The 14,860-nt window shown below is 72.7% G+C and carries 10 protein-coding genes and 1 pseudogene; 4 read left to right on the forward strand and 7 right to left on the reverse strand.

Annotated elements, in window-relative coordinates:
* Positions 1-81 precede the first annotated feature (81 nt).
* From ACH4FH_RS08720 to ACH4FH_RS08745, 6 genes are all read right to left on the reverse strand, one after another.
* A complete protein-coding gene (locus tag ACH4FH_RS08720) occupies positions 82-1,086 on the reverse strand; it encodes a sugar phosphate isomerase/epimerase family protein (protein ID WP_393891697.1) in 1,005 nt (334 codons plus the stop codon).
* Between the two features lie 91 nt (positions 1,087-1,177).
* A complete protein-coding gene (locus tag ACH4FH_RS08725; RefSeq protein WP_398555032.1) occupies positions 1,178-2,353 on the reverse strand; it encodes a Gfo/Idh/MocA family protein in 1,176 nt (391 codons plus the stop codon).
* A 110-nt stretch (positions 2,354-2,463) separates the two neighbouring features.
* Positions 2,464-3,543, reverse strand: a complete 1,080-nt coding sequence (locus ACH4FH_RS08730; RefSeq protein WP_398555033.1) for a substrate-binding domain-containing protein — start codon at positions 3,541-3,543, stop codon at positions 2,464-2,466.
* Positions 3,540-4,565, reverse strand: coding sequence for an ABC transporter permease (locus ACH4FH_RS08735; protein ID WP_398555219.1), 1,026 nt, complete (start codon positions 4,563-4,565; stop codon positions 3,540-3,542). Before ACH4FH_RS08735 ends, ACH4FH_RS08730 begins: the two co-directional genes overlap by 4 nt.
* A gap of 277 nt (positions 4,566-4,842) precedes the next feature.
* On the reverse strand, positions 4,843-6,429 hold the full coding sequence (locus ACH4FH_RS08740) for a sugar ABC transporter ATP-binding protein (RefSeq protein WP_398555034.1): 1,587 nt from the start codon (positions 6,427-6,429) through the stop codon (positions 4,843-4,845).
* Positions 6,430-6,820: 391 nt separating this feature from the next.
* A complete protein-coding gene (locus tag ACH4FH_RS08745; RefSeq protein ID WP_398555035.1) occupies positions 6,821-8,002 on the reverse strand; it encodes an ROK family transcriptional regulator in 1,182 nt (393 codons plus the stop codon).
* 730 nt (positions 8,003-8,732) lie between these two features.
* Here ACH4FH_RS08745 and ACH4FH_RS08750 point away from each other — a divergent pair.
* The 4 genes and pseudogenes from ACH4FH_RS08750 to ACH4FH_RS08765 all read left to right on the forward strand — a co-directional run bounded on the left by ACH4FH_RS08750 (position 8,733) and on the right by ACH4FH_RS08765 (position 13,505).
* Complete coding sequence (locus ACH4FH_RS08750) at positions 8,733-10,010, forward strand: FAD-dependent monooxygenase (protein WP_398555036.1); 1,278 nt, start codon at positions 8,733-8,735, stop codon at positions 10,008-10,010.
* A 47-nt stretch (positions 10,011-10,057) separates the two neighbouring features.
* A pseudogene (locus tag ACH4FH_RS08755) lies at positions 10,058-10,231 on the forward strand (Fe-S-binding domain-containing protein); the annotation flags it as partial.
* 53 nt (positions 10,232-10,284) lie between these two features.
* Positions 10,285-11,163, forward strand: a complete 879-nt coding sequence (gene fdhD / locus ACH4FH_RS08760) for a formate dehydrogenase accessory sulfurtransferase FdhD (RefSeq protein ID WP_398555037.1) — start codon at positions 10,285-10,287, stop codon at positions 11,161-11,163.
* 371 nt (positions 11,164-11,534) lie between these two features.
* A complete protein-coding gene (locus ACH4FH_RS08765; protein ID WP_398555038.1) occupies positions 11,535-13,505 on the forward strand; it encodes an exo-alpha-sialidase in 1,971 nt (656 codons plus the stop codon).
* A 98-nt stretch (positions 13,506-13,603) separates the two neighbouring features.
* On the opposite strand, the gene ACH4FH_RS08770 is transcribed toward ACH4FH_RS08765, so the two are convergent.
* A complete protein-coding gene (locus ACH4FH_RS08770) occupies positions 13,604-14,686 on the reverse strand; it encodes a bile acid:sodium symporter family protein (protein WP_398555039.1) in 1,083 nt (360 codons plus the stop codon).
* Between the last annotated feature and the right edge of the window lie 174 nt (positions 14,687-14,860).

Consider the following 14,860-nt stretch of genomic DNA (forward strand, 5'->3'; position numbering starts at 1 on the left):
CATTCGCCGGATCCGGGAAGCCTTCACACAGCAACTACATCGTCTTTTTCTTCGGAAAGGACAAAGACTTGGGCGGTCGGACTAGTCGCCACCGCCGAACGCGGCGTCGAAGGAGGCGGTGGGCGGCTCGAAGTCGTACGCCCGCAGCCGGGCCAGCGCCTCGGGCGCGCCCTGCAACCGGTCCATCCCGGCGTCCTCCCACTCCACCGACACCGGCCCGTCGTAGCCGATCGAGCGCAGCATCCGGAAGACGTCCTCCCACGGCACGTCACCGTGCCCGGCGGAGACGAAGTCCCAGCCGCGGCGCGGGTCGCCCCAGGGCAGATGGGAGCCGAGCCGCCCGTTGCGGCCGTCCAGCCGGCGCCTGGCCTCCTTGCAGTCCACGTGGTAGATCCGGTCGCGGAAGTCGTAGAGAAAGCCCACCGGGTCCAGGTCCTGCCAGACGAAGTGGCTGGGGTCGAAGTTGAGGCCGAAGGCCGGGCGGTGGCCGACCGCCTCCAGGGCCCGGTGCGTGGTCCAGTAGTCGTAGGCGATCTCGCCCGGGTGCACCTCGTGGGCGAACCGCACGCCCTCGGCGTCGAAGACGTCCAGGATCGGATTCCAGCGGTCGGCGAAGTCCTGGTAGCCGCGCTCGATCATGCCGGGCGGCACCGGGGGGAACATCGCGACCAGATGCCAGATGGCCGAGCCGGTGAAGCCGATGACGGTACGCACGCCGAAGGCCGCGGCGGCCCGCGCGGTGTCGGCGATCTCGGCCGCCGCTCGCCGCCGTACCCCTTCGGGCTCACCGTCGCCCCAGATCCGGGCGGGCAGGATGGCCTGGTGGCGTTCGTCGATCAGCGCGTCGCAGACCGCCTGTCCCACCAGGTGGTTGGAGATCGCCCAGCAGGTGAGGCCGTACTTCTCCAGGAGCTGATGTCTGCCGGCGAGATATCCCGGCTCGGCGAGCGCCCGGTCGACCTCGAAGTGGTCGCCCCAGCAGGCGAGTTCCAGTCCTTCGTAGCCGAAGTCGCGGGCCAGGCGGCAGACCTCTTCCAGCGGCAGGTCTGCCCACTGCCCGGTGAAGAGCGTGAACGGTCTCGGCATTCGAGCCTCCTTGGAGCGGTCGGACACATGCGGGGAGCACGGGAGCGCAGCGGGTACAACGAGTGCGGGGAGTGCGGGAGGTCCAGGGGACTCAGACCGGCACCGGCACCACCGAGGTGAACGCGCAGTTCTTCGCCGCGCTGTCCTCCACCGCCGCCAGCACCCGCTGGACCTGCAGCCCGTCCGCGAAGGACGGCTCCGGCGGCTGACCGGTGGCGATGGCGTGCACGAGGTCACGCGCCTGGTGGACGAAGGTGTGCTCGTAGCCGAGGCCGTGGCCTGGCGGCCACCATGCCTTCAGGTAGGGGTGTTCGGGCTCGGTGACCAGGATGCGGCGGAACCCGGCGGCGTCGGCCGGTTCGGTCTGGTCGTGGAAGGACAGCTCGTTGAGCCGCTCCAGGTCGAACGCCAACGAGCCGTGCTCACCGTTGAGTTCGATGCGCAGGGAGTTCTTGCGGCCGGCCGCGACCCGGCTGGCCTCGAACGAGGCCAGCGCGCCGGAGGCGAAGCGGCCGGTGAACAGCGCCGCGTCGTCCACGGTGACCCGGCCGCGCCCGCCGCCGGGCAGCGGCCGCTCGGGGACGAACGTCTCGGTGAGGGCGGAGACACCGGTCAGCCACTCCCCCGCCAGATGCTGGGCGAGATCGACGATATGCGCGCCGAGGTCGCCGAGCGCGCCGGACCCGGCGTGCTCGCGCCGCAGCCGCCAGCCCATCGGCGCCGCCGGGTCCACCAGCCAGTCCTGGAGATAGGCCGCACGGACGTGACGCAACCTGCCGATACGGCCGGCCGTGACCATCCGGCGGGCCAGCGCCAGAGCGGGCGTACGGCGGTAGTTGAAGCCCACCATGGCGATCTGGCCGCGGCCGCGGGCAGCCTCGGCGGCGGCGGTCATCGCCTCCGCCTCGGCGACCGAGTTGGCGAGCGGCTTCTCGCACAGCACGTGTTTGCCCGCCTCCAGGGCGGCGACGGCGATCTCGGCGTGACTGTCTCCGGGTGTACAGATGTCGACCAGCTGCACGTCGTCGCGGGCGATCAACTGCCGCCAGTCGGTCTCGGTGGCGGCCCAGCCCAGCTTGTCGGCGGCGGCGCGTACGGCGGCCGGGTCCCGCCCGCAGACGGCGTTCATCGCCGGGCGCAGCGGCAGGTCGAAGACGCGTCCCGCGGTGCGCCACCCCTGGGAGTGGGCGGCGCCCATGAAGGCGTATCCGACCATGCCGACGCCGAGTGCGGGCGCCTGACGGGAGTCCTGCGCGTTGTCTTCCATGAATCACCTCGTCTGTCGACGGTGGGAGGTCGCTCTCCTGCGGCGCGTGGCCGGGCGGTCGACGCCGGTGCGCGGCGGGACCGGCCGGGCGGCGGCCGCTCACCGGCCGGTCAGTTGAAGCCGGTGGAGAGGTAGTCGTCGACGTTGTCCTTGGTGACGACGGCGGAGTAGAGGGTGAGGGAGGCCGGGATCTCCAGCTCGGCCATGCCGCCGATGCCCTTGCCCTGGGCGAGGGCGCGGGCCAGGTCGATGGCGGAGGCGGACATCGTCGGCGGGTAGAGCACGGTCGCCTTCAGCACGGAGTCACCGGCCTTGATGGTGTCCATGACCTTGCGGGACCCGGCGCCGCCGACCATCAGGAAGCCGTCGCGGCCGGCCTGCTTGATGGCGCGCTCCGCGCCGACTCCCTGGTCGTCGTCGTGGTTCCACAGCGCGTCGAAGTCGGGGTGCGCCTGCAGGAGGCCCGCCATCTTCGACTGGCCGGACTCGACGGTGAAGTCCGCCGCCTGCCGGCCGACCTTCTCGATGTTGGGGTAGTTCTTCAGGGCGTCGTCGAAGCCCTTGGTGCGCTGCCGGGTCAGCTCCAGATTGTCGATCCCGGCCAGCTCGACGACCTTGGCGCGCTTCTTGCCCTTGAGCTGTTCGCCGATGTAGCGGCCGGCGTTGAGGCCCATGCCGTAGTTGTCGCCGCCGATCCAGCAGCGGTAGGCCTGCGGCGAGGCGAAGACCCGGTCGAGGTTGACGACGGGGATGCCCGCCCGCATGGCCTTGAGGCCGACCTGGGTGAGGGCCTTGCCGTCGGCCGGCAGGATCACCAGGACGTCGACCTTCTTGTTGATGAGGGTCTCGATCTGCCCGATCTGCTGGGCGGTGTCGTTGGACCCCTCGGTGATCTCCAGGGTGACGTCCTTGTAGCGCGCCGCCCGGGATTTGGCGTTCTCGTTGATGGCGTTGAGCCAGCCGTGGTCGGCCTGCGGCCCGGCGAAGCCGAGGGTGACGTGCCGGCCCGGCTTGTCGTCGATGCCTCCCGCCTGCTGCTGTTCGCTGCTCCCCGCCGCCTTGGCGTTGTTCTCGTTGCTGGTGCAGGCGGTGAGGAAGGCACCCGCGGACACCGCGGCGGCGCCGAAGAGCATTCCTCTGCGGCTGGTGCGTTGCCCGGTGCCCGGTGTGTGCTCGGTGTGCTCCGTCATGAGGTGCGGCCCTTCCTCTGGATCAGTACGGCGGCGACGATGATCGCGCCCTTGGCGATCTGCTGGACTGCGGTCTCCAGGTTGTTCAGCGCGAACAGGTTGGTGATGGTGGTGAAGACGAGGACGCCGAGCACGGAGCCGGTGATGGTGCCGCGGCCGCCGCTGAGCAGGGTCCCGCCGATGATCGCGGCGGCGATGGCGTCGAGTTCGTAGAGGTTTCCGTTGGTGTTCTGGCCGGAGCCGGTGAGCACGATGAGCAGGAAGGCGGCGATGCCGCAGCACAGGCCGGACAGCAGGTACAGCATCAGCCGTTGGCGCCGGACGTCGATCCCGGCGAGCCGGGCGGCCTCGGGGTTGCCGCCGACGGCGACGGTGCGGCGGCCGAAGGTGGTGCGGTTCAGCACCAGCCAGCCGATGACGGTGACGGCCGCGAAGACCAGCACGATCGGTGGCACACCGAGCACGTAGGCGTCCCGCTGGCCGAGTTCGAGCACCGGCTCGACGGAAACGATCTGGGTGCGGCCCTCGCTGATCTGCAGGGCGAGGCCGCGGGCCGAGGCGAGCATGGCGAGGGTGGCGATGAACGGCACCATGCTGCCGAAGCTGACCAGCAGGCCGTTGACGAGTCCGCAGGCCAGGCCGACGGCCAGGGCGCAGAAGAGGATGCCGGCCGCCCCGTACTCCTGGGTGGCCAGGGTCGTCGCCCAGACGGTGGCCAGGGCGACCATGGCGCCGACGGACAGGTCGATGCCGCCGCCGATGATGACGAAGGTGACGCCGACGGTGACCACACCGATGACCGAGGCCTGGGTGAGCACGAGTTGGAGGTTCTGCACGCTCAGGAACTGGTCGGGTTTCGTGAGCGCGCCGACCACGACGAGTGCGCCGAGCACCCCGAGCAGCGACAGGTTGCGCAGGTCGAGGCGGGCACCGAGGTGGCGGCCCGGCCGGGCCGAAGCGTGCCGCGTCGGCCGCTCCTTGTGCGGGTCGGACGCGCCGGGTGCCGTATCGCCCTGCGGCACGCCCGGCCCTGCCGCGTCGCCGCGGGAGCTCTTGGCGAGGGGGACTTGCCCTTCGGAGGTGTTCACGGTCGATCTCCTCGCAGTGTCGGCGACGGCGCGGCCGGCCGTACGGGTCGCGGATCGCGGGACGGGGCGGCCGCCCGCTGCGGCGCGGGGGCCGAAGGGCACGGGTACGGGGCGTGCGCGGCGCACCGCGCGGGGGCGGCGCTCCGGGTGTCCGGCGCGTGCGGGGCGAGCGGCGCGCGTCGAGGGGACCATCCCCTGCCACGGCCCGCCCTCATGACCGGCCCCCGGTCCGTGCCCCGGGCCGCTTCGGGCCGCCACCGGACATGACCAGGTCCAGCACCCGGTGCTCGTCCAGCGAGGCGGCGGCGGCCTCGTGGACCACCCGCCCCTCGCGCAGAACCAGCACCCGGTCGGCGAGGCCGAGCACTTCCGGCACCTCGCTGGAGACCAGCAGCACCGCGACGCCCTCGTCGGCCAGCCGCCGGATCACCGCGTACAGCTCGGCCCGTGCGCCGACGTCCACGCCCCGCGTCGGCTCGTCCAGCAGCAGCACCCGGCAGCCGCGCAGCAGCCAGCGGGCCAGCACCGCCTTCTGCTGGTTGCCGCCGGAGAGTGTGCGGACGGGGCGGTCCGGATCGTCGGGCCGCAGGCTGAGGTTGCGGGTGGCGGCCCGCGTCGCGGCCTTCTCCGCCGTGCGGTTCAGCCAGCCCGCGCGGGCGAACCGCGCCAGGGAGGAGACCGAGACATTGCGGTTGACCGATTCCAGGAGCAGCAGCGCCTGGGACTTGCGCTCCTCGGGGGCGAGGCCGAGGCCGGCGCGTACCGCGGCCGGCACGCTGCCGGGCCGCAGCGGCCGCCCGTCGACGAGGACGCGCCCTGCGGTGGGCCGGCGGGCCCCGAATACGGTCTCCAGGATTTCCGAACGGCCCGATCCGACGAGCCCGGCGAGGCCGAGGATCTCGCCGGGGTGCAGGACGAGGTCCAGGGGCGCGAACTCGCCCTCGCGGGCCAGCCCTTGGACGGTCAGCACCGGCGCGTGCACGGGCGCGACGGGTGGTGGTCGCCGCGGGAAGGCGTGCTCGACGGTCCGGCCGGTCATCAGGGCGACGATGTCGCGGGTGGGCGTCGCGCGGGCGTCGAGTCCGCGGGCGGCGGCCCGGCCGTCCTTGAGAACGGTGACGCGGTCTCCGATCCGCCGGATCTCCTCCAGGCGATGCGAGATGTAGACGACGGCGACCCCCGCGGCGGTCAGGTCGGCGACGATGCGGAAGAGGTTGTCGACCTCGTCCGGGTCCAGTGCGGCGGAGGGTTCGTCCATCACGATCAGCCGGACGTCGTGGGACAACGCACGCGCCATCGACGCGATCTGCTGCCCGGCGGCGGAGAGACTGCCGACGAGCGCGCCGGGGGCGATCTCCGGGTGACCGAGGCGGGCGAGGAGCGCGGCCGTACGCGCCCTGGCCTCGCCGGAGCGGACGAATCCGCCGGTGGCGACCTCATGGCCGAGGAAGACGTTCTCCGCGACGGACAGATGCTCCACCAGGTCGAGTTCCTGGTAGATGGTGGCGATGCCCAGGCGCATGGCGGCGATCGGCGACTTGAGCGTGACCGGCTCGCCCTGCCAGCGGATCTCCCCGCCGTCCGGCTGGTGCGCACCGGCCAGCACCTTGATCAGGGTGGACTTCCCGGCGCCGTTCTGGCCGAGGAGGCAGTGCACTTCCCCGGCGGCGACATCGAGATCCACGCCGTCCAGGGCCCGGACGCCCGGAAAGGACTTGGTGATGCCTCCCATGGTGAGCAGGGGTGCGGGCCGGCCGGGCGGGCCGGCGGGTCGTTCGGGGCGGTGCTCTGGTGCCATGGCGGGCCTCCTCGGCGGGACGCCGGTGAGCGGGCAGGGCAAACGGGCAGGGCGAAGCGCTGCGCGGCGGGACGGTGATGCGGCGGTGCGCGGGCGGGCTCGGTACGGGTGCGGCGCGGACGGTGCCGTGCGGTGCGTACAGCGGGCGGTGCGTACGGAACAGCGGGATGTGCGCGGGCGGTACTGGCTCGTGCGGTGCGTGGTGCTGTGCTGTCGCGGCGTCGAACTGTCGGGCGTCGAACTGTCGCGATGCTGCGACTTCGCTGCGCTGAACTCTCGTGGTGCGTGCGGTCTGCGTCCTGGCGGTGCCCAGGTCAGGTGCGGGTGCGCTCGGGGTGCCACGGTTGGACCGCGCCTGCGGTACGCCCGGGGCATGGGCGTGCGGTGCGGGTCAGGCGGGTGAGAACAGGTGATCGCTGATCAGACGGGCGGCGCCGGTCACCCCGGCGGCCTGCCCCAACTCCCCGAGGACGATCGGCAGGTTGCCGGTCGCCAGCGGCAGCGACTGGCGGTAGACCTGGGTGCGGATGGCGGCGAGCAGGGTGTGGCCGAGGCCGGTGACCCCGCCGCCGATGACCACGAGCCCGGGGTTGAAGAAGCTGACCAGGCCGGCGATGACCTGGCCGGTGCGGGTGCCACCGGACCGGATCAGCTCCAGTGCGGAGCCATCGCCGGAGGCCGCCGCGGCGGCCACGTCGGAAGCGGTGAGCGGGCCGCCCGCCTCCAGCCGTGCGGCGAGTTCCGCGGACGTGCCGTCGCGGGCGGCGTCCGTCGCGTCCCGGGCGAGCGCGGCGCCGCCGAAGTACGCCTCCAGGCAGCCTCGGTTGCCGCAGGCGCACGGTCGGCCGTCCGGCTCGACCTGGATGTGACCGATGTCGCCGGCGCTGCCCGTCGTACCGCGGTAGACCTCCCCGCCGACGACGATCCCGCAGCCGATCCCGGTGCCGATCTTGACGAAGAGGAAGTCCTGCGAGGTGCGGGCGACACCCGCGTGCTGTTCTCCCATCGCCATCAGGTTCACGTCGTTGTCGACCATGACCGGGCAGCCCAGTTCCTGGCTGAGTGCCTCGCGGACGGGAAAGCCGTCCCAGCCGGGCATGATCGGTGGGGCGACCGGCACCCCTTCGGGGAAGCGGACCGGACCGGGGACGCCGATCCCGGCGCCGTCGAACCCCTCCGCGACCCCACTGGCCTGCAACTTGGCCGCCAGCGCCAGGACTTGCTCGAAGACCGCGACCGGCCCCTCCCGTACGTCCATGGGCTGGGTCAGATGTCCGAGCACCTCCAGCTCGGCGTTGGTGACGGCCACGTCGACCGAGGTGGCACCGATGTCCACGCCGAGAAAGCGCAGCGTGGGGGCGAGCCGGATGTTGTGGGAGCGGCGGCCGCCGCGCGAGGCGGCGAGTCCGTCGGCGACCACGAGTCCGGTCTCCAGCAGCCGGTCGACCTCCACCGCCAGCTTGGATCGGGAAAGATCGACCTGATCGCCCAGTTGCGCACGGGAGTTGGGACCGTCGTCACGCAACAGGCGGAGCAGCCGCGCCTGGTGCGCGTTCGCGGGCCTGGCCGTCATGCGCCTCACGCCACCCCTCCAGCCGTACTCGGCATCGACGGACCGGTGTCGCCGACGCTTCCGTGCGGCGTCAACTCCGGGCTTTCGAGGGGAACGTAGCAGCGCTTGTCCTCACGGGGAAGAACTACGGACAGAATCCATACCGACTTTCTCCTGTCCGAGGACAAAGCATGAGACGGCACGGTCGGAACGGGCAGTTCGCCAGGGGCGGGTCAGGCGTCCTCGCGCTCGTAGTAGGAGCAGCGGGTGTGCTCGGTGCGCGCATGACCGGGGGGCGCGCGCCTCATGGCCGGTCGGAGATGGCCGCGATCAGCTCCTCGATCCACCGCTGCTTGCCGCGCTGCCCGGCCACCGGCGCGTGGTTCCAGCGCACCCGCCGGCCGGCTCACCCTTGGCGCACGGCCGCTGACACGCTCGCGCAGCGGGCCGGGGCAGGCCGGGTCGGGCCGTTCGAGCTTCGGCACGGCTCCCGGCGGTAGCCCTGTGGACAGTACCGAGGCCCCTGCGGAGGCGTATGAGGATGTGGCGCAGACAGCGACGGTCCGCGCGAGCCCGGAGACCAGGGGCACCCGTACCTCGGGCACCCGCCCGCACCACGGATCCACTCGCCGCCTGCCTCAACTCCTGCGACACTGGGCGTGTTCGCTCCGGCGCCGACCGACCGGCGGCAGCAGCGGGGGGAAGAGCAACCGGCGGACGCGGACCCGACGCCGGAACAGGGGCGGATCGTATGCGCATGCACAGCTTGGCGCTCGCGGGGGCCGATGTCGCCGTGGTGGGCGGCAGTATCGCCGGCTGCGCCGCGGCGCTCGCCGCACACCGGGCGGGTGCGGGCCGGATCACCGTTCACGAACGCGCCGCCGGCCGCCTCGCGGAGCGCGGCGTCGGCCTCGCCGTGCACAACGACAGATACGCCGAGCTGTCGGCCGCCGGATATCTGAACGCGTCCATGCCCTGGGTGCAGTTGACCACCCGCCGCTGGTACGTCCGCGACGGCGCCGCGCCGCTCGGCCGTCAGATCGCCGTCCAGCCCTTCCCGTTCCGTTCGTACGCGTGGGGCCCGCTCTGGCACGCACTCCGCGACAGACTGCCGTCAACCGTCGGCTTTCGCGCGGGGGTGACGGTCCGCAGCGTCACCGGGTCCGCGGACGGCGCCACGCTGCACCACGACGGCGGTGCGGATGCCGGCGCAGGCGGTGGCACCAAGGGCATCGCGCGCTTCGATCTGGTGATCGGCGCCGACGGCTACCGCTCGGTGGTCCGCGACGCCGCCTTCCCCGACGTCCGGCCCGGTTACGCCGGCTATCTCGCCTGGCGCGGCACCGTGTCCGCCGACCGGCTGACCACGCTCGACCTCCCGGGCCTGCCGAAAGACCCCTGGGCGCAGGAGGACTGCGTCTACGGCGCGTTCCCCGGCGGCCACGTCGTCATCTACCGCATTCCGGACGGCCAGGGCGGCCACCGGGCCAACTGGGTCCTCTACACCGCGCCGCCCGCCGGCCTCGAACTGCGGCTGGACAGCCCCAGCAGCCTGCCACCCGGCACCCTCACCGAACCCCTGCACGCCCGCTTCCGGCAGGTCGCGGACGAGCTGCTGCCGCCCTACTGGGGCGGACTGATCCGGCTGACCCCGGCGCAGGAGCGCTTCATTCAGCCGATCTACGACGTCACGGCGCCGCGCTACAGCCACGGGCGACTGGTCCTGCTCGGCGATGCGGCGACCGTCGCCCGCCCGCACACCGGCGCCGGCGCGGTCAAGGCCCTCCAGGACGCGGTCGCGCTGGAATCCGCGCTGCGGGCGCTGCCGAAGCGGCCCGAGGCGCTGGCGTCGTACGGCGCGGAGCGGGGCGCGGCCGGTCGGGAGATGGTCGAACTGGGCCGCCGCCTCGGCCGCGCCTTCGTCCAGGACACCCCTGACTGGCGGGCGTCGACCCAGGCAGAGCTGGAGACGGCCTGGGCCACGGCGGACGGCAAGGGCGCCTTCGGCGGCCGGGTGCTGCGCGACTGACCTGACGCCGTCCGGCCCTCCGCCCGCACCCCGACCGCGCCGCCCGGGACGAGTCCGCACGGACCGGGACGAGGGCGGTGTGCGCGTACCGCGGTGGGGGCTGCAACCTCACACCGCGGGTGCAGGAGAATGAGATCGTCAAGGTCATCTCTCCGCACGACAACCCGGTGACCCGCGGCAATCTCTGCATCAAGGGCCGCTTCGGCCACCCACACATACAGACGCTTACAGAACCGGGGCTGAGCGCGACCGGTAAGGACGGGACTGATCAGACATGGGACGGGTCACCGAGCGACGCCGCGTCATCCGTATCCGCGACGGGGCGGTCAGCACCCGCCCGGACACCCTCGTCGTCGAGGAGCCGCTGGAGATCCGCCTCGGCGGCAAGCCGCTGGCGATCACCATGCGCACACCGGGGGACGACTTCGCCCTCGCCGCGGGCTTCCTCGTCAGCGAGGGCGTCCTGGCGAGCGCCGACGAGCTGGCGAACATCGTCTACTGCGCCGGTGCCACCGAGGGCACCGGCGAGGCCGGAAGCGGGAGGGGCGCCAACACCTACAACATCGTCGACGTCCGGCTCGCGGAGGGCGTCCCCGTCCCGGACATCTCGCTGGAGCGCAACGTCTACACGACGTCATCCTGCGGGCTGTGCGGCAAGGCCAGTCTGGACGCGGTCCGCACCACCGCGCGCTTCACCCTGGACCGCTCCCCCGACACCCCCGTCCGCATCGAACCGGCGACACTGGCCGCCCTCCCCGACCGGCTCCGGGCCGCCCAGCGGGTCTTCGACCGGACCGGCGGGCTGCACGCCGCCGCCCTGTTCACCATGGACGGTGAACTGCTGGACATCCGCGAGGACGTGGGGCGGCACAACGCGGTCGACAAGATCGTCGGACGTGCGCTGCAACAGGGGCTGCTGCCGCTGTCGTCATGCGTCTTGATGGTCTCCGGCCGGGCGTCGTTCGAGCTTGCCCAGAAGGCCGTGATGGCGGGCATCCCGGCCCTCGCCGCCGTCTCCGCCCCCTCCTCGCTGGCCGTGGACCTGGCCGCGGAGACCGGCCTGACACTCGTCGGGTTCCTGCGCGGCACCTCCATGAACGTGTACGCGGGCGAGCACCGGCTGGTGCTGCCGGCAGAACCCGGCACGGGCTGAGCCGCCCGCCCGTCACACGGGCCGGCGGACCGGCGGACGGGGTCCCCGCGTGGCCGGGGCCGGTCCCGGGCGGTCAGTCCGGTGAGCGGCCGAACACCCCCGGAACGCTCACCGTTCCGTGTGATGTCACAGACGTGGCAGGCGCCGCACACGGCCCATGCGCAGCGTGCGCCGCACCGTGCACCGCCGGCTCGCGCAGCGCATACGGCACAGAGGCTGCGAGCCGGGTGAGTGAATTCCGGCCCCGGCGCGGAGAACCGGCGCACGCTCCTTGTCGCGCCCTCCGTGCAGCAGTACGTTCCGTCGCACCGCACCTAGGACGTGGGATGTCCTGATGACCCGACGCCAATGCCTCGAAGGGCAGGCCGGACATGACGTCAGTTCTCCGCGCACACCCCAGCCCCCGCAGCAGACCCGGGCGAAACCGCGCCGCGGTCGCCCTTGCCGCCGCGACCCTGGCCCTCCTCCCGACCACCCCCGCACAGGCCGCGCCTGACGTGGCGTCGGAAGGGGCCGCAGCGTCCGCCGCGCCCTCCCCGGCGGGCGGATTCGATCAGCAGGTCCTCTTCAAGGCCGCTCAGGATCCGGGTTACGCCTGCTTCCGTATACCCGCGATCGTGAAGTCCGTACGCGGCACCCTCCTCGCGTTCGCCGAGGGCCGGACGCACGACTGCGGCGACTCGGGCGATATCGACCTCGTCCTCAAGCGCTCCACCGACGGCGGCCGCACCTGGGGGCCGCTCCAGATCATCAACCACGGCGACGGCGACACCCACGGCAATCCTGCCCCCATCGTGGACCGCCGCACCGGACGCATCGTCCTCGCCGAGACCTACAACAAGGGCCGCGACGACGGCCGCAGCTGCGACGTCCCCTGTGACCGGACCCCGCACCTGCAGTACAGCGACGACGACGGCGCGACCTGGTCCGCGCCCCGGGACCTGACCCCCACCATCCGGCCCCCGCAGTGGAACTCCTGGTACGCGACGGGGCCCGTGCACGGCATCCAGCTCGCCCGGGGCCGGCACGCCGGCCGCCTGGTCTTCGGCATCAACGCCGAGAGCTACGCGGGCGGCCGCGTCACCGCCAACCACGCGGCCCTGGTGCACAGCGACGACGGAGGCCGCAGCTGGCGGGTCGGCGCCCTGGACAGCTGGCCGATCGCCGCGGACGGCACCTTCCGCCAGAAGCCGTCCGAGATGACGCTCCTGGAACGCTCCGACGGCTCGATCTACGTCAACGGCCGCGAGCAGGACGGTACGGACCTGGGGCACCGCGACCACGCCGTCAGCCGCGACGGCGGCGCTTCCTTCACCGCGCCGTTCCGCGCGATCCCCGACCTCTACACCCCCATGGTGCAGGGCTCGGCGCTGCGTCTGCCCGCCTCCCCGGCCGCCGACGGACGCAGCCGCACCCTGCTCGCCGCACCCGCCGATCCCGACCGGCGCCGGACGATGACCATCCGCTCCTCCTACGACGAGGGCCGCACCTGGGAAGGCGTCGACCGGGGCGCCCGGGTGTCCACCGACTGGGCCGGCTACTCCGACCTGGTCGCCGTCTCCCCGGAGGTCACCGGCCTGCTCTACGAAGGCGGCGCGGTCGACGCCCGCGACGAGATCCGCTTCGCCCGCTTCACCGAGGACTGGCTGGGCCCGCGCCGCGCCCCGGACCCGACGACGCGGGACGACGCCCGGCGCGCCCGGCCGGCCCTCGTGCTGGGCGGCGCCCGTACCATCGACGGTGTCTTCGGCCGTGCACTGGCCTTCGACGGCACGGACGACGCCGTCCGCCTCCCCTACCGTGACTCACTCCCTCTCGGCACCCACGACTTCACCACCACCCTGTGGTTCCGTTACGACGCCGCGACCGGCGAACAGCCACTGCTGTGGATGGGCGGGGTGGGCAGCCGGTCACCACAGGTCGCCCTGAGCGCCGATCCCGCGGGCGGCCGGATCACCGCGCGGGTCACCGCCGTTGACGGCGCCAAGCCGGCCGCCACCGCCGAGGTCGCGACCAACGAGGCGTACAACGACGGCCGCTGGCACCATCTGGCGCTGCGCCGCACCGGGGGCCGGCTTCTCCTCACGGTGGACGCCCGGCCGCCCGTCGCCGCCCCCGACGTCCCGGGGACGGTCAGCCGAGGCTCGGTCTTCGGCGTGCACCTGGGCCAGCGGGCCGACAGTCGCGCCCGGTTCACCGGCGCCCTGGACGAGGTGGGCGTCTATCGACGAGCACTGACCGACGCCGAACTGTCCGGCGTACGCGCGGGCAACGGCCCCCTTTCGGCTCCCCCGGTGCTCCGGCTGGCGCTGGACAGAGTGCGCGGAGGGGAGCGGAACTGACCTGAGCGGGACATCCGGCGAGGACAGCAGCACCGGCGCCGTAGGAGCACCCGTCACGGCACGTCATCGGGCTCTGCACGCTGTCCTCGCACCGGCCGTCATCGCCGGGCACCGCCCACGACGGCACCGGCCTCCGTGTCCGCCTCCTCGCCGGCAGCCGCGCGAGCGTCGTGGCCCTCCGCCGCCCCGGTCTCGCCGACGGCCTCCGCGGCGGACCGCGCGTACCGCTTCGCCAGGACCGCGCAGACCATCAACTGCATCTGGTGGAACAACATCAGCGGCAGCACCGCAAGTCCGGCGTGCGCGCCGAAGAGCACGCTGGCCATCGGCAGGCCGGCCGCCAGGCTCTTCTTGGAACCGGCGAAGGTGATGGCGACCCGGTCCTCGCGGGCGAAGCCGAGCTTCTTCGCGCCGTACGAGGTGCCGGTCAGCATCACCCCGAGCAGCACGGCCTCCACGCCCAGCAGGCACAGCAGGCGCAGTGGCGAGACCTGGTGCCAGATGCCCTGGACCATGCCGGCGCTGAACGCGGTGTAGACGACGAGCAGGATCGAGCCGCGGTCGACATGGCCGAGGACCTTCTTGTGCCGGGTGAGAAAGCCGCCGATCCAGCGCCGCAGCAGTTGGCCGGCCACGAACGGCAGCAGGAGCTGGCCGCCGATCGAGAGCAGCGCGCCGGCCGAGAACCCGGCGCCTCCGCTGCGCAGGACGAGCGCTGCCAGCAGCGGGGTCGCCACGATGCCGACGATGCTGGAGAACGAGCCGGCGCAGATCGCCGCCGCGACGTTGCCGCGCGCCAGCGAGGTGAACGCGATCGAGGACTGGATGGTGGAGGGCACCAGGCACAGGAACAGCAGCCCGGTGTAGAGGGCGGGCGGCAGGACGTACGGGACGAGCCCCCTGGCCGCCAGGCCGAGCAGCGGGAAGATCACGAACGTGCAGGCCAGGACGGTCAGGTGCAGCCGCCAGTGGCGCAGCCCCGCCATCGCCTCGCGGGTGGAGAGCCGGGCGCCGTAGAGGAAGAACAGCAGCGCGACGGCGCCCGTCGAGGTGCCCTCCGCGGCGGTCGCGGCCGGTCCGCTCGCGGGCAGTGCGGCCGCCAGGGCGACGGTCCCCGCCAGCGCAAGGATGTAGCCGTCCACGGGCAACCAGGAGGGCAGACGGAGCGAAGGGCGGTGCATGGTCTCTCTTCGGGTCGTTCGGCGGCTCTTGGGCGATGGCATGGACGGTGCCGGGCCCAGCGTGCCGTGCACACCGGCAATCGGGAACCCCTCTTACCGTGGTGACTGTTATTCCCTATCGTGATGGACCCGGGGATGCCCCTCGGGAACGCACTCGCGGACCCGGGTCGCCGT

Source organism: Streptomyces sp. NPDC017993 (assembly GCF_044328065.1).
Lineage (GTDB): Bacteria > Actinomycetota > Actinomycetes > Streptomycetales > Streptomycetaceae > Streptomyces.